Origin of the sequence: Pseudomonas saudimassiliensis, from assembly GCF_000939975.1 — a bacterium.
In the GTDB taxonomy this organism is placed as follows: domain Bacteria; phylum Pseudomonadota; class Gammaproteobacteria; order Pseudomonadales; family Pseudomonadaceae; genus Halopseudomonas; species Halopseudomonas saudimassiliensis.
This window is the reverse complement of the sequence record NZ_LK391969.1, coordinates 1151958-1171453: the sequence shown is the minus strand read 5'-3', so window position 1 is coordinate 1171453 and position 19496 is coordinate 1151958. Positions and strand designations below refer to the sequence as shown.

The window sequence follows — 19496 nt, the reverse complement described above, 5'->3', positions numbered from 1 at the left end:
TCGGGGCGTCAGTCAAGTACCCGGCTGGTCTGGTGCAGCACGCCGGGAATCGCCAGTTCCAGCGCGTCGCCCGGGTTGAGCACACCCACCCCGGCGGGGGTGCCGGTGATCACCACGTCCCCCGGCAGCAGGGTGAACACCCCGGCGATATGCTGCAGCAGCGCGATGATCGGCGTGATCATCTCGGCGCTGGTGCCTTGCTGGCGCAACTCCCCGTTGATCGTCAACTGCAGGGGGATGGCATTGAGCGCAGGCGCCTGTTCTGGGCGAACGAAGGTCGATAGCGGGCAGGCCGCATCGAAGGCCTTGGCCCGCTCCCAGGGATGACCCTTGGCCTTGAGCTGGTCCTGCAGTTCCCGCAGGGTCAGATCCAGCGCCAGGCCGACGCCGGCAATGGCGCCGGCGGCGTCGGCCGGGTTCACCGTGCCGGACAGCGGGGCACCGATCAGCAGGGCAATCTCGGTTTCATAATGCACGGCGCCGCGGCCGTTGGGCAGCTGGAAGCCATCGGCCAGCGGCACGACCGCGGTGGCGGGCTTGATGAACAGCAGTGGCTCGCTGGGGACCGGATTGTTCAGCTCCCTGGCATGCTCGGCATAGTTGCGGCCCACACAGACCACCTTGCCCATGGTCAGGTTGATCGGCGTGCCGTCAGTGTACTGATGCTGGTAGGTCATGCTTGCCTCCCGTGGGCGATAGTCGTGTGAGCGCTGCTGCCGGCCTTCAGACCGGAAAGATCTTGCCCGGGTTCATGATGCCGTTGGGGTCGAATACCGCCTTGACCGCCTTCATGATGGCGATCTCCTCGGCGCTGCGGCTATAGCCCAGGTAATCGCGCTTGGTCATGCCCATGCCATGTTCGGCGGAGATCGAACCGTTGTAGCGCTTGACGATGTCGAACACCCACTGGTTGACGCTGCCGCACTTGGCGAAGAACTCTTCCTTGGGCATGGCGTCGGGCTTGAGGATGTTCAGGTGCAGGTTGCCATCGCCGATATGGCCGAACCAGACGATCTCGAAGTCCGGGTAATGCTCGCCAACGATGGCATCGATATCCCGCAAAAAGGCCGGCACCTGGCTGATGGTCACCGAAATATCGTTCTTGTACGGCGTCCAGTGGGAGATGGTCTCGGAGATGAACTCGCGCAGCTTCCACAGGTTCTGCAGCTGCTGTTCGCTCTGGCTCATCACCCCATCCAGCACCCAGCCCTGTTCCACGCAGTGCTCGAAGGTTTCCAGCGCCTGGTTGGCGATCTCCTCGCTCACGGCCTCGAATTCCAGCAGGGCATAGAAGGGGCAGTCGGTCTCGAAGGGCGCGGGGACGTCACCGCGGGCCATGATCTTGGCCATCGCCTTGTCAGAGAAGAACTCGAAGGCGGTCAGGTCCAGCTTGCCCTGGAAGGCATGCAGGACCGGCATGATCGAGTCGAAGTCCGGCGTGCCCAGCACCATGGCGGTGAGGTTCTTCGGCGCGCGCTCCAGGCGCATGGTCGCTTCGACCACGAAACCCAGGGTGCCCTCGGCGCCGATGAACAGCTGGCGCAGATCGTAACCGGTGGCGTTCTTCACCAATCCCTTGTTCAGCTCCAGCAGCTCGCCACTGCCGGTGACCACCTTGAGGCCGGCCACCCAGTTGCGGGTCATGCCGTAGCGGATCACCTTGATGCCGCCGGCGTTGGTGCCGATATTGCCGCCGATCTGGCTGGAGCCAGCGGAGGCGAAGTCCACCGGGTAATACAGCCCCTGTTCCTCGGCATACTGCTGCAGCTGCTCGGTCACCACGCCGGGTTGGCAGGTGACGGTGCGGTCATAGCGGTTGAAGTCGAGGATCCGGTTCATGTAGTCGAAGGACACCACGATCTCGCCATTGGCCGCCACCGCGGCGGCGGACAGGCCGGTGCGGCCGCCCGAGGGTGTCAGCGCCAACTTGTGTTCATTGGCGAAGCGCACTACCGCCTGCACCTGCTCGATGCTCTTGGGGAAGACGATGGCCAGCGGTGCGGGCTCGAACTGCTTGGTCCAGTCCCGGCCCCAGGTGTCCAGCGACGCGCTGTCGGTGCGGACCTTGTCGGCGTCGACCAGCGTTTTCAGGGTTTCGATGATGACTTCTGGGTTCATGGCGGCTCTCAAACAAAATTCATGCGGTGCCTGAACACAATTCATGGGTAGCAGGCATCTGGAAAAGGGAGATTATGCTAGCATATGCGGCTTCCGAAACAGGTCAGCGACGGAGAAACGCCGGAAAACCTGACGGACCATCATACATCAGCATTACGGGTAACTGACACATGGCTAAAACCTCGCTGGACAAAAGCAAGATCAAGTTTCTGCTCCTCGAGGGTGTGCACCAGACTGCCGTCGACACGCTCACGGCAGCCGGTTACACCAACATCGATTATCACACCGGCTCCCTCCCCGACGAGCAGCTCAAGGAAGCGATCGCCGATGCCCACTTCATTGGCATCCGCTCCCGCACTCAGCTGACCGCGGACGTGCTGGCACATGCACACAAGCTGGTGGCCATCGGTTGCTTTTGTATCGGTACCAATCAGGTCGACCTGGACGCTGCCCGGGAAATGGGCGTGGCGGTCTTCAACGCGCCCTATTCCAACACCCGGTCGGTCGCTGAGTTGGTGCTGGCCGAAGCCATCCTGCTGCTGCGCGGCATCCCTGAGAAGAACGCGGTTGCCCATCGCGGCGGCTGGCTCAAGAGCGCTACCAATTCCTACGAGATCCGCGGCAAGAAGCTCGGCATCATCGGTTACGGCTCCATCGGTACCCAGCTGTCCGTGCTGGCCGAAGGGCTCGGCATGCAGGTGATCTTCTATGATGTGGTGACCAAGTTGCCGCTGGGCAATGCGCAGCAGATCGGCTCGCTGACCGAGTTGCTGGGCATGGCCGATATCGTCACCCTGCACGTGCCGGAGACCGCCGCCACCAAGTGGATGATCGGCGAGAAGGAAATCCGCGCGATGAAGCCCGGCAGCATCCTGATCAACGCTGCCCGCGGTACCGTGGTCGATATCGATGCGCTGGCTGCCGCGCTGCGCGACAAGCACCTGAACGGCGCCGCCATCGACGTGTTCCCGGTCGAGCCGCGCTCCAACAATGATGAGTTCGTTTCGCCGCTGCGCGAGTTCGACAACTGCCTGCTGACCCCGCACATCGGTGGCTCGACCATGGAAGCCCAGGCCAACATCGGTCTGGAAGTGGCCGAGAAGCTGGTGCGCTACAGCGATAACGGTACCTCCATCACCTCGGTAAACTTCCCCGAAGTGGCGCTGCCATCGCACCCGGGCAAGCACCGCCTGCTGCACATCCACCAGAACATCCCCGGTGTGATGAGCGAGATCAACCAGGTGTTCGCCAGCAACGGCATCAATATTTCCGGTCAGTATCTGCAGACCAACGAGAAGGTGGGTTATGTCGTGATCGACGTCGACGCCGCCTATTCCGACCTGGCGCTGGAGAAGCTCCACGAGATCAACGGCACCATTCGTTGCCGCGTGCTGTTCTGATCTCATCCTGTGGCGGGGCACCCCCGCCACATTGCGGTCCCGGGTAGTCTTCACTGCCCGGCGCACGTGCCCTGGCGTGTCCCGGAAAAAGCGCCGCTTCCCACCCGGTTGGCCTCCCGTTCAGGTAAGGTTCAGCGAATGTTCAGGTCAGGTTCAGGCCCGCTCTGGCATGCTGTTTCTGACTTTTAAAGGAGGCACAGCACATGAAAAATTCTCTGAAAATGTTGGCACTGGGCACTGCAACGGCCATGGCATTTGCCAGCGCCCCTGCGCTGGCGCAGGACAGCTTTGTCGGCCTGACCTGGGGTGAAACCAGCAATAATATGGATCGCTCGAGCAGCCTCAAGCGCAATCCGCTGGCGCCTTCCCTGGACAGCGCCATCAATAACGACAGCACCTGGGGTGTACGTGGCGGGATGCAGGATGAGACCGGACGTATGTACATGACCTACGACTACGTCTCCGACAGCGCCAGAGGCTACAAGCTGCGTCAGCAAAACCTACTGGGTAGCTATGACCTGTTCCTGCCGATCGCCGATAACACCCGTCTATTCGGTGGCGTAACCGCCGGTTTGGTCAAGCTGACTCAGGATTCCCCGGGCTTGCATCGCGATAGCGACATCGGTGTGGCCGGCGGTGTTCAGGCGGGTGTCCTGCATCAGCTCAACGCGCCTGTTTCACTGGAAGCCGGTTACCGCTATCTGCGCACCACGGCGGACGTCAGCGTCAACGCGCGTGACGGGAGCGTGGGCGGCTCTGCCGACCTGAAGAGTTCCGAACAGCTCTATCTCGGTCTAAACTACCACTTCTGATTCGGCAGTGAGTAGTGTCCCGCCCGGCGCTCGCCGGGCGGGTTCGTATGCGTCGGTTACCGGAGGATGAGATGAAGCTCCTGTTGGTCGAAGACGAAGCGCTGCTGCGCCACCACCTGGCGACGCGTTTTGCCGAGGCAGGGCATGTTGTCGACGCCGTAGCCAGTGCGGAGGAAGGCAGTTACCGGGCTCAGCAATACAACCATGATATCGCCATCATCGATCTGGGCCTGCCGGGTATGGACGGGCTGGATCTTATCCGTGAACTGCGCAGTATGGGGCGTACCTTTCCGATTCTCATTCTTACCGCCCGCGGCAACTGGCAGGACAAGGTCGAGGGGTTGACCTCCGGTGCGGACGACTATGTCGTCAAGCCGTTCCAGTTCGAAGAGTTGGAGGCGCGCCTGAATGCCCTGGTACGTCGGTCCTCGGGTTTTGTCCAGGCGCAGATTTCAACGGGCCCGCTGGTGCTCGATCTCAATCGCAAGCAGGCGCTGGTCGAAGGCGAAGCGGTCCCGCTGACAGCGTTTGAATACCGGATTCTCGAATACCTCATGCGCCACCATCAGCAGGTGGTAGCCAAGGAACGGCTGATTGAACAACTTTACCCCGATGATGAAGAGCGTGATCCGAATGTTATCGAGGTACTGGTCGGCCGCCTGCGGCGCAAGCTGGAGGCGGCGGGAGACCTGCGTTTGATCGAGACGGTGCGCGGTCAGGGCTATCTGTTCAGCGAACCCTGCCGGTGACCCATTCGTTACGCGCCCGACTGGTGCTGAGTGCCGCCGCCTTTGCGGCACTGTTCATTCTGGCTCTGGTGCCCGCGCTGCAGAGCGTATTTGACCGAACGCTCGAGCAGGTGGTGCAGCAACGGCTGGCGGCGGACGCCTCGACACTGATCAGTGTCGCCAGCGTCGTGGATGGCCGTCTGGTCATGCCCGAGCGTATGCCCGATGAGGAGTTCAACCTGCCGGAAGCCAAGTTGCTGGGCTATGTGCATGATGCGCTAGGCCAGGTGGTCTGGCATTCCCGGTCAACCACGGATGAGGAGCTGCACTACCTGCCGCACTATTCCGGCAACCGCATCGACTTCCTGCGCATACTCGATACCCGTGGGGAGGAATATTACGTCTATGACGTCGAGGTCAATCTGGCTGGCGACAACCAGTTGCCGCTGAGCTTTGTCACCATGCTGCCGAGCAGCGAGTTCGCCTCCCTGCGGCAGGATTTCACCCAGCGGCTGCGCTGGTGGTTGGGAGGCGGCCTGCTGCTGCTACTGACGCTGCTGTGGTTGGCACTGAGCTGGAGTCTGCGCTCATTGAAAGGTGTGCGCCGCGAACTGCAGGAAATCGAGACCGGAGGCCGGGAGCGGCTGAGTGACGAACATCCCCATGAATTGATGCGGCTCACCCGTTCGTTGAACCGACTGCTGGACAGCGAGCGGCTGCAGCGCACCCGCTACCGCGACTCTTTGGCGGACCTGGCCCATAGTCTCAAGACCCCGCTGGCGGTGTTGCAGACAGTTGCGGAAAATCTCCGTGCACAGCCTGCCGGCGGCGAGCAGGCGCGTATCCTGCAAGATCAGATCGAGCGCATGAGCCAGCAGATCGATTACCAGCTGCAGCGCGCTAGTCTGCGCCGCAGCGGTCTGGTGCAGCACCGCGCTGAAGTGCTGCCCTTGGTAAGGCGGCTGGGTGAAGCCCTGGGCAAGGTGTATCGGGATAAGAATGTGCGGCTGGACACCGACATGGCTGCCGGTGCCACCCTGCCGATCGAGGAGGGTGCGCTACTGGAGGTGCTGGGCAATCTGCTGGAGAATGCCCATCGCCTCTGTGTCTCCTGTATCCGGGTCAGTATCAGCGTGCAGCCAGGGGGCTACGAACTCCGTGTGGATGATGACGGAGCAGGCGTTCCTGAGGACCAGCGCGAGCGGGTCATCGGGCGTGGCGAGCGGCTGGACACCTCTCATCCGGGGCAAGGCATCGGCCTGGCGGTGGTCAAGGACATTATCGAAAGCTACAGCGGCACCCTGAGTCTGGAGGATTCACCTCTGGGCGGCGCCGCCTTCCGGCTATGGCTACCGAGCGACGCCAGGCCGCCCGGCAACCGCCGCCGGCGCGGCTGATCAGCTGCTGCGTTCCATGCGCTTGACGCCCGCAGCGGTACCCAGCAGCAGGATATCCGCCGGACGAGCAGCGAACAGGCCGCTGCAGACCACGCCGACGATGGCGTTGAGCTGTTCTTCCAGCCCGCGCGGATCATGGATCTGCAAATTGTGTACATCGAGGATCACGTTGCCGTTATCGGTCACCACGCCGTGGCGGTACACCGGGTCGCCGCCGAGCTTGACGATTGCCCGGGCGACGTGGCTGCGGGCCATCGGGATGACCTCCACCGGCAGCGGAAACTCCCCCAGGGTGGCGACCAACTTGCTTTCATCGGCAATGCAGATGAAGGTCCGGGCGACGGCGGCGACGATCTTCTCCCGGGTCAGGGCGGCGCCGCCACCCTTGATCAATTCCAGATGCTGGTTGGCCTCGTCGGCCCCGTCCACGTAATAGTCCAGGTTGGCCACATTGTTCAGGTCATAGACCGGAATGCCGTGTTGCTTGAGGCGCTCGGCGGTCGCCTCGGAGCTGGCCACGGCGCCATCGAAACGACCCTTGTGACGGGCCAGGGCGTCGATGAAGCAATTGGCGGTCGAGCCGGTCCCGACCCCGATGACGCTCTGGTCTTCCAGATTGGGCAGCAGAATCTCTACTGCGGCCTGCCCAACGGCTTGCTTGAGTTCGTCCTGGGTCATTGCCCGTTACCTCTGTGCTTTGGATAAAGGGGGCAATTATACGGCCCCACCCGGACAGCGTGTAGTCGGATCGGGCCCGATTCGTTTAGACTGGCGGTTTTATCTCACCCAGTCACCAAGCCGAATCCCGATGCCTACTCTGGAAAGTTACGTAAAGAAGATCCTCTGTTCCCCCGTCTACGATGTCGCCATCGAAACCCCTATTCACCCTGCGCCCTTCCTTTCCGAGCGGCTTGGCAACACCGTGTTGCTCAAGCGCGAGGACCTGCAGCCGGTGTTCTCCTTCAAGATCCGCGGCGCCTACAACAAGCTCAAGCAGCTGACCGATGAGCAGCGGGCCTGCGGCGTGATCGCGGCATCGGCGGGCAACCATGCCCAGGGGCTGGCATTCGCGGCGCGGCATATGGGGGTAAAGGCGACCATCGTGATGCCGCGGACCACGCCGGAGATCAAGGTCAAGGCCGTACGGGCGCGGGGCGGCAAGGTAGTGCTGCATGGGGACGCTTTTGACGAGGCGCTGGCCTACGCGCAGAAGCAGGTGGAAGAGAAGGGCCTGGTATTCATCCACCCCTATGATGACCCTGATACCATTGCCGGCCAGGGCACCGTGGCCATGGAGATCCTGCGCCAGCATCCGGGCCAGCTGGACGCGATCTTCGTGCCGGTCGGTGGTGGTGGGCTGATTGCGGGTATCGCGGCCTATGTGAAGTACCTGCGCCCGGACATCAAGGTGATCGGTGTCGAGCCGCAGGATTCCAACTGCCTGCAGACGGCACTGCAGAAGGGTGAGCGGGTGATCCTGGAGCAGGTCGGGCAGTTTGCCGACGGGGTGGCAGTGGCGCAGATCGGCCAGTACACCTTCGACCTGTGCCAGCAGTACGTGGACGAGGTCATCACCGTGTCCTCGGACGAGATGTGCGCGGCGATCAAGGATATCTACGACGATACGCGCTCGATCTGCGAGCCGGCGGGGTGCCTGGGGGTGGCCGGGATCAAGAAGTATGTCGAGCGCGAGGGCTGCACCGGCCAGGTGATGGTGGCCATCGATTCCGGCGCCAATATCAACTTTGACCGCCTGCGCCATGTGGCCGAGCGTGCCGAGATCGGCGAGCAGCGCGAGGCGCTGCTGGCGGTGACCATCCCCGAGCGCCCGGGCAGTTTCAAGGCGTTCTGCCAGGCCATCGGCAAGCGGGCCATCACCGAATTCAACTATCGCTACCACGATCAGCGCGAGGCCCATATCTTCGTCGGCGTGCAGACCCACCCGGAGCTGGACCCGCGCGAGGCGTTGGTCGCCGGCCTGATCGAGCGGGATTTTCCGGTGCTGGACCTGACCAATAACGAGCTGGCCAAGCTGCACATCCGCCACATGGTCGGCGGTCATTCGGTGCAGGTGGAGGACGAGGTGGTGTACCGCTTCGAATTCCCCGAACGCCCCGGTGCGCTATTCAATTTCCTCAACAAGCTGGGCGGTCGCTGGAACATTTCCATGTTCCATTACCGCAACCATGGCGCCGATTACGGGCGGGTGGTGGTCGGTCTGCAGGTGCCCGAAGCCGAGCGGGTGAAGGTGCCGGCGGCGCTGGATGCGATCGGCTATCGCTATTGGGAGGAGACCGATAATCCGGCCTATCAGCTCTATCTCGGGTAGTCGAGCGGGCCGCTGCGGCGGCCTGGTTCCCGCTTGTATCCGGTCTTGGTTGACTTGCCATTGGATATCCGGTATACGGGTGCGCTCAATACGTCGGAATGTATTGTCCCATAACGCTGTGTGCGTCCATACCGGACGCTCTGATGGATCAGACAAGGTAGTTGGCCAGTATTGGAGGGCAGAAATGCGCCGTAAGCCGGATTTGATGTGGATTCTCGTACTTGTTTTCACCTTGGGTGTGGTAACCACGGGGTATACCCAAAGTTACTTCGACCGCCCAGCAGCTCCCCTCGGGACTGGCACTACTTCAACAGAATGATCTGCTGATCGCTGACAATACCGTCCAGTGGGATATCCCAGCTGGCGGTCGGCAGCTGGGCGACTTTCTGACAGTGATGGGCCAGGCCGAGCAAACGCGGCCCGGTCCAGCATTGGCGGCGTCGACGGTAGGCGAAGGTGCGGTCGTAGAAGCCGCCGCCCATCCCCAGGCGGTTGCCGGCTTCATCGAACCCCACCAGCGGCATCAGCACCAGGTCCAGGCGCCACGGGCGGGCCTGCAGGTCGGGGTCGACGAGCGGCTCGCGAATACCGAAGCGATTGGTGATCCAGCGTTGCCCGGGTACCAGGCGCTGGAAGTGCATGCGGTCGGCCGGCCAGCCGGTAATCACCGGCAGATAGCAATGCTTGCCCAGGCGCTGTGCATGTTCCAGCAGGATCGCCGGATCTATCTCGCCATCATTGGCCAGATAGAAGGCGATATGCCGGGCGCGGCGAAACAGCGGGTGCTGCGCCAGTTGGCGCCACAGTCTCTGGCTGGCCTGGTGTTGCTCAAGGGGGGAGAGGGCGCGGCGTGCGGCGCGCAACTGACGGCGCAGCGTGGAACGGTCGCTACCCGTCATTGAAATGGACCCCGGAATGCCGCTGTCGGGTAAGCCCTTGAACCCGAAAGTTCAAGGCGGAGGACATGGTATCGTTTTAGGCTTTCCGGCAAGCGGACATGCACACCGACGACAACGCGTGCCCCCCTTCTACAGGAGTATCGGCTCAGGGACATCACCGACTGGCAAACATCCCAGGGATGTGACCGAGTATACAGAAAACTCACTGCTATTCCAGACCCGGGGTGGGGTGGCTATTCCTGATGACGGGCGAGGGCTTGATCAAGGCGGTTGGTCAGCTCGGTTATCTGTTGCTGCTGGTCACTCAGCATGCGGCCTTTCTGCAGATTGCCGGTGAGCATCTCGTGGCTGATGTTGAGCGCGGCCATCACTGCGATCCGCTCCAGACCAACCACCTTGCCGCGATTGCGGATGTCGCGCATGGTGTTGTCCAGATGGCGGGCTGCTTCTTCCAGGTTGTAACGTTCTTCCGGGGGGCAGGCGACCTGGTATTCCTTGTCGAGAATGCGCAGGGTGACTGTCAGGGGTTGGTTCATGAATCGTGCTCCAGGGATTTCAGACGCAATATCATGGCTTCGACCTTCTGCCGGGCCAAATCGTTCTTCTCGATCAGTTGCAATCGTTCATCACGCCAGGAACGTTCCTGGGCCAGGAGCTGGTGGTTCTGTTGTTGCAGTCGATCGCAGATGGCGATCAACCGGTCTACTTTCTCGATCAGGTCGTTGATGCTGGAATTGTCCATATAGTCTGCCATCCCCGCTGTCGGGGAACTATAGAGGGGGCCGCCAAGGCGGTCAAACCCGTTGTGGGAATCTGTCGACCTGTCCCAGGTTGTTCCCGGGGCGCTCTGGTCTGTAGGATATGCCAGTTAAGAGAAGCTTCCCAGCCCGATATCCGCCCATGTTTCGAGAGGCCAGTAAACCATGGCTCTGATGCCCGCCGTTTTTGATTACGATCGAGTCGACCAGATGTTCACCGAACAGTCTGCCGCCGGTTTTCCCGCTGAACTGCACGGTCATCTGGTGGGTCGCCTTGCCGCCGGTGGGCGGCTCGACCATGGCACCTGGCTGCAGGTGGCAAGTGAAGTCATCGATGGCCGCGGCAGCCTGTCCGAGGCCGACAAGGTGCTGCTGATCCAGCTGTATGATGCCAGCCTGGCGCAGCTTGCCGGCAGCGGCTTCGATCTGGTGTTGCTGCTGCCCGATGATGACGCCGCCATTGATCACCGGACCCTGGCGCTGGGGCAGTGGTGCGAGGGCTTTCTCGGCGGCTTCGGCCTGGTCGGGCGCGAGGGCAAGCTCAGCGAGGAGGCCGACAGCGTGCTGGCCGACTTCGCCGCCATCGCCCAGGTGCAGAGCGACCTGGAGGAATCGGAGGCCAACGAGGCCGATTTCATGGAGGTCTCGGAGTACGTGCGCATGGCGGTTCTGCTACTGTTCAGCGAGTGCCAGCCGACCGACCAGGCCCCGGACCAACCGCCCGCTTCACTGCACTGAGAGAAGAGTCCATGTATATCAGCAAGCAGGAATATGCCCGCCGCCGCAAGGCGCTGATGGCGCAGATGGAACCCAACAGTATCGCCATCCTGCCGGCCGCCCCGGTTCATATCCGTAACCGCGACGCGGAATACCCCTACCGCCAGGACAGCGACTTTCAGTACCTGACCGGTTTCCCGGAGCCGGAAGCGGTGGCGGTGCTGATTCCGGACCGCGAGCATGGTGAGTACGTCCTGTTCTGCCGGGAGAAGGATCCGGAACGCGAGTTGTGGGACGGCTACCGCGCTGGCCAGGACGGCGCGGTCACGGAGTACGGCGCCGATGATGCTTTTCCGATCGCCGATGTGGACGACATCCTGCCGGGGCTGATCGAGGGCCGCGAGCGGGTCTACTACGCCATGGGCGCCAACCAGGAATTCGATATGCGCCTGACCGGATGGATCAACACCATCCGCAGCAAGGCACGCATGGGTGCCGAGCCGCCGAAGGAGTTCGTGGCGCTGGATCATCTACTGCATGACATGCGCCTGTACAAGAGCGCGGCGGAAATCCGCGTCATGCAGGCCGCCGGGGATATCTCCGCCGAGGCACACGTCCGCGCCATGGAGGTGTGCCGCCCGGGGATGTATGAGTACCAGCTGGAGGCCGAACTGCAGCATACCTTCATGCGCCACGGCAGCCGCGCCCCGGCCTATGCCTCGATTGTTGCCGCCGGGCGCAACGCCTGCATCCTGCACTACACCGAGAACAGCAGCCAGATCCGCGACGGCGACCTGATACTGATAGACGCGGGCTGTGAGCTGGATTGCTATGCCAGCGATATTACCCGCACCTTTCCGGCCAACGGCCGCTTCAGCCCCGAACAACGGGCCATCTACGATATCGTGCTCAAGGCCCAGGCCGCCGCCTTCGCGGTGATCGGCCCGGGGCGGGACTGGAACGAGGCCCATGATGCCACCGTGCGGGTGATCACCGCCGGTCTGCTGGAGCTGGGGCTGCTGCGCGGTGAGCTGGAAGAGTTGATCGTCAGCGGCGCCTACCGGCCCTTCTACATGCACCGCGCCGGCCACTGGCTGGGCATGGATGTGCACGATGTCGGCGAATACCGGGTAGGTGGCGAATGGCGCGTGCTGGAGCCGGGCATGGTGATGACCGTCGAGCCGGGCATCTACATCGCACCGGATAACCTGGATGTGCCGGCCAAATGGCGCGGTATCGGTATCCGCATCGAGGATGACGTGGTGGTGACCCGTGAGGGCCACGATGTGCTCACCGGCAACGTACCCCGGGAGGCCGATGAAATCGAAGCGCTGATGGCCCGGTCCCGCAATGCGGCAGGCGTGGTGGCGTGACCGTCCGCCTGGATATTGTCGGCGGCGGCATGGTTGGTGCCAGCCTGGCGCTGGCCCTGCAGGGGGGCGCCCGCCAGAACGACTGGTCCATTCGCCTGGTCGAGGCCCAGCCGCCGGTCGAAGGTGGCTGGCAACCGAGCTACGACAACCGTTCCACCGCGCTGTCCCACGGCAGCCGGCGGCTGTTCGAGCGCCTGGGCGTCTGGACTGAGCTGGCCCGCCGCGCCGAGCCGATCCGGCAGATCCATGTATCGGATCGCGGCCACCCCGGCTCGGCCCGGATCAATGCTGCCGACGAGGGCGTGCCGGCGCTGGGCTACATCGTCGAGAACGCCTGGCTGGGCGAGGTGCTGCTCGGCGCGCTGGATCGGCAGGCCATCGAGTGGCTGGCACCGGCGCGGGTGTCCCAGGCGCGGCCGCGGCCGGGTGGTTACGCGCTGGATGTGCAGACCCCCGACGGCCCGCAGCAGTTGGCGTCGGATCTGCTGGTCATCGCTGATGGCGGACGGTCCGGTTTGCTCGATCAACTGGGCATTCGGCGCAAGGTAAACCCTTATCAACAGGTAGCGGTGATCGCCAATATCACCTCCGCCGATGGCCACGCCGGGGTTGCCTACGAACGCTTCACCGACAGCGGGCCGCTGGCCTTGTTACCCTTGTCAGGACAACGCAGTGCGCTGGTCTGGAGCCTGCCGGTGGACGTCGCCGAGGCCGTGGCGGCGTTACCGGATGCCGACTTCCTCCAGCGTCTGCAAGCCGCCTTTGGCTTTCGCATGGGCGCGCTGACCAAGGTCGGCGAACGGGCCAGTTATCCGCTGAACCTGATCGAGGCCGAGGAGCAGGTGCGCCCCCATCTGGTGGTGCTGGGCAATGCCGCCCATAGCCTGCACCCGATTGCCGGCCAGGGTTTCAACCTGTCCCTGCGCGATGCCATGGCGCTGGCCGACCGCTTGCAGCAGGCCGGCCGGGAGCAGCGCGATCCCGGCTCGCTGGCCGTATTGCAGGGCTACCTCGACGGCCAGTTTGCCGACCAGGCGGCGACCGTCGCCTTCAGCCATTACCTGACGCGGTTGTTCAGCAACCGCAACCCGGCGCTGGTATCCGGTCGTAACGCCGGTTTGCTGGCGCTGGACCTGCTGCCACCGCTCAAGAGCCTGTTTGCCCGGCAGGGCATGGGGTTGCGGGGATGAACAGCACTGTATCCGGAGATACCATGGCGCAGCAGTTTGACCTGATCATTGTGGGTGCCGGCATGGTCGGCGCGACCCTGGCCCGGGCCCTGGCCGATACCTCGCTGCGCGTGGCGGTACTGGACGCCATACCCCTGGACCAGCCCCTGCCGGTGCCCGCCACGGTGTCGGGCTACGATCCCCGGGTAAGCGCGCTGAGCGCCGCATCGGAAAATATCCTGGCCAACCTCGGCGCCTGGGATCGCATCACGTCACAGTGGCGCAGCCCCTACCGCCACATGTGTGTGTGGGACGGCGAGGGCACCGGGGAAATCCGCTTCGATGCCAGCGTGCTGGGGGAAAACCGTCTCGGGCACATTGTCGAGAATCGCCGCGTGCAGCAGGCCGTGCTGGATAGCCTGGCTGGTACTGGTGTCTCCCTGCTCGGCGAGCGCCGAGTCACCGATCTGATCCGGGGTGATGCCGGCTGGCGCCTGCAGCTGGATAACACCGAGGCGCTGCTGGCGCCCTTGGTCGTGGCGGCTGACGGCGCCCGCTCCCGGTTGCGTGAATTGGCCGGTTTTACCCTGCGCGAGTGGGATTACCTGCACCATGCGGTCGTCACCACCATTCGCACCGAGCGGCCCCATGAGGACACTGCCTGGCAGTGCTTCCTGCCCACCGGTCCGTTGGCCCTGCTGCCGCTCAACGACCGTGACGGGGGGCATTACTGCTCGATTGTCTGGTCGCTGCTGCCCGAGGCAGCCCAGCGGATCATGGCGCTGGACGAGGCCGGGTTCGCCGCCGAGCTGGAAGGCGCCTTCGAAGGCCGGCTGGGCCGAATCCTCCACAGCGACCAGCGCCACTGTATTCCGCTGCGCCAGCGCCACGCGCGGCGTTACGTCCAGCCTGGGCTGGCCTTGGTCGGAGATGCGGCCCACAGCATCCACCCGCTGGCGGGGCAGGGCGTGAATCTCGGGCTGCTGGACGTGGCCGAGCTGGCCGATGTGCTGATCGCGGCGCTGCAGCGGGGCGAGGATATCGCCAGCCTGCCGGTGCTGCAGCGCTACGAGCGCCGGCGGATGGCGGCCAACCTGTCGATGATGGCGGCCATGGAAGGGTTTGAACGGCTATTCCACGCCGATGCGCTGCCGCTGCGTTGGATACGCAATGCCGGAATGCAGTGGCTCGACGGGCAAGGCATGCTCAAGGCAGGCGTCATCCGGCGCGCCATGGGTCTCGGCAGCAAGTTGCCGCCGTTGGCGCAGTCGCCGGAACTGCGGGCGGACGGGGCGGGCGCCAGCTGAAAACCGGATTTTTTCGGCTGCGCTCTGGATTGGAAGAATTAAAATCATTATCATCTGGGTTCGATTTCGACCCAGAGGCTTTCTCCGATGTCCTTTACCCGTAACCTCGTCGCCCTGACCCTGGCGGCCACCGCCTTTACCAGCGTTGCCCAGGCCAAGGAACTGGTGGTGTACTCCTCCCGCCAGGATCACCTGATCAAGCCGGTTTTCGAAATGTACACTGAAAAGACCGGCGTCGAGATCAACTTCATCACCGACAAGGAAGCGCCGCTGATGGCCCGCCTGCGGGCTGAAGGGGCCAATACTCCGGCCGATATGTTCATGACCGTGGATGCGGGTAACCTGTGGCAGGCCGAGGAGCAGGACCTGTTCCGCAAGGTTGATTCGGCCACCATCAAGGAAAACATCCCGGCGCACCTGCGTTCCAGCAACGACATGTGGACCGGCCTGTCCCTGCGCGCCCGGACCATTGCTTACTCTACCGAGCGGGTCAAGCCGGAAGAGCTGAGCACTTACGAGGCGCTGGCCGACGACCAGTGGAAGGGCCGCGTGTGCCTGCGTACCTCGAAGAAGGTCTACAACCAGTCGCTGGTCGCCACCATGCTGGAGTCCATCGGTGAAGAGAAGACCACCGAAGTGATCCAGGGCTGGCTGGCCAACCTGGCGACTCCGGTGTTCTCCGATGACACTGCCCTGCTGAAGGCCATCGACGCCGGCCAGTGCGACGTGGGTATCGTCAACTCCTACTACTTCGGTCGCCTGCACACCGCCGAGCCCGATGTGAAGGTCAAGCTGTTCTGGCCGAACCAGGAAGACCGTGGCGTGCACGTCAACATCTCCGGTGCCGGTGTGACCAAGCACGCCAAGCAGCCGGAAGAGGCAACCAAGCTGCTGGAGTGGATGACCACCGAGGAAGCCCAGCGCGTCTTCGCCGACGTGAATATGGAGTTCCCGGCCAACGCTTCCCTGGAGCCCTCCGCGGAAGTGGCCGCCTGGGGTGATTTCAAGGCCGATAACGTCAATATCGAAGTGGCCGGTCGCCGTCAGCCCGAGGCCATCATGCTGATGGATCGCCTGGGCTGGAACTGATCCGCAGCGCCATGCCGTCGGGGTAAACCCCGACGGTGCCGCTTGCTATATACTGCACGCCCGTCGGCCCTCCGATGGGCGTGTTCGTTTATAACCACAGGACGTTGTCAGTGCCTCTTCCCTCCATCGCCAGGAAAACACGCTGGCAACTCGTCGCCTACCTGTCCGCCGCGCTGGTATTGATGCCGCTGCTGGTGCTGCTGATCAGCTGGCAGGCTATCGATCCGCAGATCTGGGGCCACCTGCTGCAGACGCAGATGCTGCGCCTGATCGGCAATACCCTTTGGTTGATCCTGGGGGTGGGGGCGGGGGTGATCCTGCTGGGGGTGAGCCTGGCCTGGCTGACCAGCCTGTGTGAATTTCCGGGGCGGCGCTGGCTGGACTGGGCGCTGATGCTGCCCTTTGCCGTGCCAGCCTATGTGCTGGCCTTCGTCATGGTCGGGCTGCTGGACTTTGCCGGCCCGCTGCAGAGCCTAGGTCGGGAATGGTTCGGCAATGATTTCCGCTTGCCGCCGATCCGCTCCACCGGCGGGGTGATCATGACCCTGGTGCTGGTGTTCTATCCCTACGTCTACATGCTCGCGCGCAGCGCCTTCCTCGCCCAGGGCCGGGGCCTGATGGAGGCGTCGCGGATTCTCGGGCAGACGCCCTGGCAGGGTTTCTGGCGGGTGGCCATTCCCATGGCGCGCCCGGCCATCAGCGCTGGCACCGCGCTGGCGATCATGGAAACCCTGGCCGACTTCGGCGCGGTGTCGGTATTCAACTACGACACCTTCACCACGGCCATCTACAAGACCTGGTACGGCTTTTTCAGCTTGCAGAGCGCCACCCAGCTGGCCAGCCTGCTGCTGCTGTTCGTGTTCCTTGCGCTCTTTGCCGAGCGTCGTGCCCAGGGCCGCAGCAAGCGCTTTCCGGCCAACGACAAGCCGCGCAAGGGCGCCCTCTATCGGCTTCGGGGACCTGTGGCCTGGCTGGCCAGCGGCTACTGCCTGCTGGTGCTGTCGATTGCCTTCATCATCCCGGTGGCCCAACTGCTGTACTGGCTGCTGAGCAGCGGCATCGCCGATCTGGACAGCCGCTACTGGGGGCTGATCCGCAACACCCTGACCCTGGGAGCCATCGCCGCCGCGCTGACCGTCAGCGTCGCCATCCTGCTAGTGCTGGCCCAGCGGCTGCAGCCGATACGCCGGGTGCGCAGCGCCATTGCCCTGGCCAACCTGGGCTACGCCTTACCCGGCTCGGTCCTGGCGGTGGGCATCATGTTCTTCTTCAGTTACCTGGATAACCAGCTGGTGGTGCCGCTGCAGGGCTGGCTTGGCATGGCCAATCCCGCGCCCCTGTTGCTGGGCGGCCTGTTTGCGCTGCTGCTGGCCTATCTGATCCGCTTCATGGCGGTGGCCTACGGACCGCTGGATACGTCCCTGGCGCGCATCCGGCCCTCGCTGCCGGAAGCGGCGCAGAGTCTCGGCCAGCCCGGCTGGGTGGTGTTCTGGCGGATCTACGTTCCCCTGCTATTACCCGGCATCCTCAGCGCCGGGTTGCTGGTCTTTGTCGATGTACTCAAGGAAATGCCCGCGACCCTGCTGATGCGCCCCTTCGGCTGGGATACCCTGGCGGTACGCATCCACGCCCTGACCACCGAAGGCGACTGGACCCGAGCGTCCTTGCCGGCGCTGACCCTGGTGGCGGTCGGATTGCTGCCGGTGATCGTGTTGATTCGGCGCTCCGGGCGCCGCTGAAGCACGGCCCGGGTGAGAAACTGCCAAAGCCCGATCATTGTGGCTACAATCAGGCATTGACCCGTCACCCCAAGGAGCAGCCATGGGTAAGCGAACGCCCCTCTATGACCGCCACCTGGCCGCGGGTGCCCGGATGGTGGATTTCGGCGGCTGGGACATGCCGCTGCACTACGGCTCCCAGATCGAGGAACATCACCAGGTCCGCCGTGACGCAGGCATGTTCGATGTCTCGCACATGGCAGTGGTGGATATCACCGGCCTGGATGCCAAACCCTGGCTGCAGCGGCTGCTGGCCAACGACGTGGCGCGCCTGGGCGAGATCGGCAGGGCGTTGTACAGCGCCATGCTCAATATCGATGGCGGTATTCTCGATGATCTCATCGTCTACCGCACCGAAGACGGCTACCGGCTGGTGCTCAATGCCGGCACCCGGGACAAGGACCTGGCCTGGATGCAGCAGCAGGTCGACGGCGCCGCCGTAACCCTCACCGAACGTACCGAACTGGCCATGCTGGCCGTCCAGGGGCCGCGGGCCCGGGAGCTCTGCGCCAGCGTGCTCAGCGAGAGCCGCGCTGCCCTGATCTCGATTCTCAAGCCCTTTGAAGGACAGCCGGAAGGCACCTGGTTCATCGCCCGCACCGGTTACACCGGCGAAGACGGCCTGGAAATCATGCTGCCCGCGGACGAGGTGGCCGAGCTCTGGCAGGCACTGCTTGACGCTGGCTGCCAGCCCTGCGGCCTGGGCGCACGGGATACCCTGCGCCTGGAGGCCGGCCTGAACCTGTATGGCGCCGACATCGACGAGCAGACCTCGCCGCTGGCCGCCAACATGGGCTGGACCATCGCCTGGGAGCCGGTCGATCGCGACTTTATCGGCCGCCAGGCCCTGGAAGCCCAGCGCCAGGCCGGTGACCAGCCGAAGCAGGTAGGCCTGGTGCTGAACGAGCGGGCCGTGTTGCGGGCCCATCAGACAGTGATAGTGGACGGCGTCGGGGAGGGCGAGATCACCAGCGGCAGCTTTTCCCCCACCCTCGGCTGTTCCATCGCCCTGGCCCGCGTGCCGGCTGCCACCGGCAGCACCGCCAGGGTCGACATTCGCGGCAGGCAGCTGGACGTGCGCGTGATCCGTCCAGGCTTTGTCCGTAACGGCAAACCGATATTCGAATAACCCATCGAGGACCATGAAAATGAGCGATACCCCCAGCGAACTGCGCTACGCCAGCAGCCACGAATGGAGCCGCCAGGAAGCGGATGGCACCATCACCGTGGGCATTACCAACCATGCCCAGGATGCGCTTGGCGACGTGGTGTTCATCGAGCTGCCGGAAGTGGGGCGCCAGCTCACTGCGGGCGAAGAGTGCGCAGTGGTCGAGTCGGTCAAGGCCGCTTCGGATATCTACGCGCCGGTCAGCGGTGAAGTAATAGCGGTCAACGAAGCCCTTGCCGATACCCCGGAGCTGGTCAACGAAGATCCCTATGGCGCCGCCTGGTTCTTCCGCATCCAGCCCACCGATACCGGCGAGCTGGACAAGCTGCTGGATGCCGAGGGTTATCAGGCCAGTCTCTGAGGTGGTGTTGTCATCCATGAAATGACCATTGGCCGCGGCCCAGCCCAGCCTGTCATCGCCGGGTTGCCCAATGGTTCTCCCCTGCAGCAGAGG

The 19496-nt window shown here is 63.6% G+C and carries 19 protein-coding genes and 1 other RNA gene; 13 read left to right on the top strand and 7 right to left on the bottom strand.

All coding sequences use genetic code 11. From position 1 onward, the window contains the following. Nucleotides 1-8 precede the first annotated feature (8 nt). Together VG99_RS05540 and VG99_RS05535 are read right to left on the bottom strand one after the other, a co-directional pair. Nucleotides 9-677, bottom strand: a complete 669-nt coding sequence (locus VG99_RS05540; RefSeq protein WP_044498719.1) for a fumarylacetoacetate hydrolase family protein — start codon at nt 675-677, stop codon at nt 9-11. Nucleotides 678-723: 46 nt separating this feature from the next. Next, complete coding sequence (locus tag VG99_RS05535) at nt 724-2118, bottom strand: FAD-binding oxidoreductase (protein ID WP_044498718.1); 1395 nt, start codon at nt 2116-2118, stop codon at nt 724-726. 170 nt (nt 2119-2288) lie between these two features. On the opposite strand from VG99_RS05535, the gene serA reads away from it, so the two are divergent. The 4 genes from serA (at nt 2289) to VG99_RS05515 (ending at nt 6455) form a co-directional block, all read left to right on the top strand. After that, complete coding sequence (gene serA, locus VG99_RS05530; protein ID WP_044498717.1) at nt 2289-3518, top strand: phosphoglycerate dehydrogenase; 1230 nt, start codon at nt 2289-2291, stop codon at nt 3516-3518. 203 nt (nt 3519-3721) lie between these two features. Continuing rightward, a complete protein-coding gene (locus tag VG99_RS05525; protein WP_044498716.1) occupies nt 3722-4330 on the top strand; it encodes an outer membrane beta-barrel protein in 609 nt (202 codons plus the stop codon). A gap of 71 nt (nt 4331-4401) precedes the next feature. Further along, a complete protein-coding gene (locus tag VG99_RS05520; RefSeq protein ID WP_044498715.1) occupies nt 4402-5079 on the top strand; it encodes a response regulator in 678 nt (225 codons plus the stop codon). Next, nucleotides 5076-6455: an ATP-binding protein gene (locus VG99_RS05515; protein ID WP_044498713.1), complete on the top strand. Its 1380-nt coding sequence runs from the start codon at nt 5076-5078 to the stop codon at nt 6453-6455. The genes VG99_RS05520 and VG99_RS05515 overlap by 4 nt, the downstream gene beginning before the upstream one ends. On the opposite strand, the gene rpiA is transcribed toward VG99_RS05515, so the two are convergent. Then, entirely contained in the window at nt 6456-7133 is a 678-nt protein-coding gene (gene rpiA / locus VG99_RS05510) for a ribose-5-phosphate isomerase RpiA (RefSeq protein WP_044498712.1), read from the bottom strand. It lies immediately after the preceding gene. Nucleotides 7134-7263: 130 nt separating this feature from the next. Between rpiA and ilvA the strand changes: the two genes are divergently transcribed. Beyond that, nucleotides 7264-8784, top strand: a complete 1521-nt coding sequence (gene ilvA, locus VG99_RS05505) for a threonine ammonia-lyase, biosynthetic (RefSeq protein ID WP_044498711.1) — start codon at nt 7264-7266, stop codon at nt 8782-8784. 302 nt (nt 8785-9086) lie between these two features. Here the strand turns inward: ilvA and VG99_RS05500 are convergent, their stop codons facing one another. The 4 genes from VG99_RS05500 to VG99_RS05490 form a co-directional block, all read right to left on the bottom strand. Beyond that, nucleotides 9087-9683, bottom strand: coding sequence for a 5-formyltetrahydrofolate cyclo-ligase (locus tag VG99_RS05500; protein ID WP_044498710.1), 597 nt, complete (start codon nt 9681-9683; stop codon nt 9087-9089). A 4-nt stretch (nt 9684-9687) separates the two neighbouring features. After that, nucleotides 9688-9866: non-coding RNA, 6S RNA (gene ssrS / locus VG99_RS15670), on the bottom strand. A gap of 50 nt (nt 9867-9916) precedes the next feature. After that, nucleotides 9917-10219, bottom strand: a complete 303-nt coding sequence (locus tag VG99_RS05495) for a cell division protein ZapA (protein WP_044498708.1) — start codon at nt 10217-10219, stop codon at nt 9917-9919. Continuing rightward, a complete protein-coding gene (locus VG99_RS05490) occupies nt 10216-10425 on the bottom strand; it encodes a TIGR02449 family protein (protein WP_044498707.1) in 210 nt (69 codons plus the stop codon). The genes VG99_RS05495 and VG99_RS05490 overlap by 4 nt, the downstream gene beginning before the upstream one ends. 181 nt (nt 10426-10606) lie before the next feature. On the opposite strand from VG99_RS05490, the gene VG99_RS05485 reads away from it, so the two are divergent. From VG99_RS05485 to gcvH, 8 genes are all read left to right on the top strand, one after another. After that, on the top strand, nt 10607-11179 hold the full coding sequence (locus VG99_RS05485) for a UPF0149 family protein (protein WP_204216689.1): 573 nt from the start codon (nt 10607-10609) through the stop codon (nt 11177-11179). Between the two features lie 11 nt (nt 11180-11190). Next, nucleotides 11191-12531: a Xaa-Pro aminopeptidase gene (gene pepP, locus VG99_RS05480; protein ID WP_044498706.1), complete on the top strand. Its 1341-nt coding sequence runs from the start codon at nt 11191-11193 to the stop codon at nt 12529-12531. After that, on the top strand, nt 12528-13721 hold the full coding sequence (ubiH, locus tag VG99_RS05475) for a 2-octaprenyl-6-methoxyphenyl hydroxylase (protein WP_275425465.1): 1194 nt from the start codon (nt 12528-12530) through the stop codon (nt 13719-13721). Before pepP ends, ubiH begins: the two co-directional genes overlap by 4 nt. Nucleotides 13722-13744: 23 nt before the next feature. Next, on the top strand, nt 13745-15007 hold the full coding sequence (locus VG99_RS05470; RefSeq protein WP_044498705.1) for an FAD-dependent monooxygenase: 1263 nt from the start codon (nt 13745-13747) through the stop codon (nt 15005-15007). Nucleotides 15008-15094: 87 nt separating this feature from the next. After that, nucleotides 15095-16096, top strand: coding sequence for an extracellular solute-binding protein (locus tag VG99_RS05465; RefSeq protein WP_044498704.1), 1002 nt, complete (start codon nt 15095-15097; stop codon nt 16094-16096). 125 nt (nt 16097-16221) lie between these two features. Next, the gene (locus tag VG99_RS05460) at nt 16222-17835 is read left to right on the top strand and encodes an ABC transporter permease (protein WP_239419960.1); all 1614 of its coding nucleotides are present in this window, start codon (nt 16222-16224) and stop codon (nt 17833-17835) included. A gap of 82 nt (nt 17836-17917) precedes the next feature. After that, nucleotides 17918-19003: a glycine cleavage system aminomethyltransferase GcvT gene (gcvT, locus tag VG99_RS05455; protein WP_044498699.1), complete on the top strand. Its 1086-nt coding sequence runs from the start codon at nt 17918-17920 to the stop codon at nt 19001-19003. Between the two features lie 19 nt (nt 19004-19022). After that, nucleotides 19023-19403, top strand: coding sequence for a glycine cleavage system protein GcvH (gene gcvH, locus VG99_RS05450; RefSeq protein ID WP_044498697.1), 381 nt, complete (start codon nt 19023-19025; stop codon nt 19401-19403). Nucleotides 19404-19496: the final 93 nt, after the last annotated feature.

Coding starts and splice junctions, on each gene's coding strand:
- VG99_RS05540 (WP_044498719.1), bottom strand. CDS start 677: ATGACCTACCAGCATCAGTACACTGACGGCACGCCGATCAACCTGACC.
- VG99_RS05535 (WP_044498718.1), bottom strand. CDS start 2,118: ATGAACCCAGAAGTCATCATCGAAACCCTGAAAACGCTGGTCGACGCC.
- serA (WP_044498717.1), top strand. CDS start 2,289: ATGGCTAAAACCTCGCTGGACAAAAGCAAGATCAAGTTTCTGCTCCTC.
- VG99_RS05525 (WP_044498716.1), top strand. CDS start 3,722: ATGAAAAATTCTCTGAAAATGTTGGCACTGGGCACTGCAACGGCCATG.
- VG99_RS05520 (WP_044498715.1), top strand. CDS start 4,402: ATGAAGCTCCTGTTGGTCGAAGACGAAGCGCTGCTGCGCCACCACCTG.
- rpiA (WP_044498712.1), bottom strand. CDS start 7,133: ATGACCCAGGACGAACTCAAGCAAGCCGTTGGGCAGGCCGCAGTAGAG.
- ilvA (WP_044498711.1), top strand. CDS start 7,264: ATGCCTACTCTGGAAAGTTACGTAAAGAAGATCCTCTGTTCCCCCGTC.
- VG99_RS05500 (WP_044498710.1), bottom strand. CDS start 9,683: ATGACGGGTAGCGACCGTTCCACGCTGCGCCGTCAGTTGCGCGCCGCA.
- VG99_RS05495 (WP_044498708.1), bottom strand. CDS start 10,219: ATGAACCAACCCCTGACAGTCACCCTGCGCATTCTCGACAAGGAATAC.
- VG99_RS05490 (WP_044498707.1), bottom strand. CDS start 10,425: ATGGACAATTCCAGCATCAACGACCTGATCGAGAAAGTAGACCGGTTG.
- VG99_RS05485 (WP_204216689.1), top strand. CDS start 10,607: ATGGCTCTGATGCCCGCCGTTTTTGATTACGATCGAGTCGACCAGATG.
- pepP (WP_044498706.1), top strand. CDS start 11,191: ATGTATATCAGCAAGCAGGAATATGCCCGCCGCCGCAAGGCGCTGATG.
- VG99_RS05470 (WP_044498705.1), top strand. CDS start 13,745: ATGGCGCAGCAGTTTGACCTGATCATTGTGGGTGCCGGCATGGTCGGC.
- VG99_RS05465 (WP_044498704.1), top strand. CDS start 15,095: ATGTCCTTTACCCGTAACCTCGTCGCCCTGACCCTGGCGGCCACCGCC.
- gcvT (WP_044498699.1), top strand. CDS start 17,918: ATGGGTAAGCGAACGCCCCTCTATGACCGCCACCTGGCCGCGGGTGCC.
- gcvH (WP_044498697.1), top strand. CDS start 19,023: ATGAGCGATACCCCCAGCGAACTGCGCTACGCCAGCAGCCACGAATGG.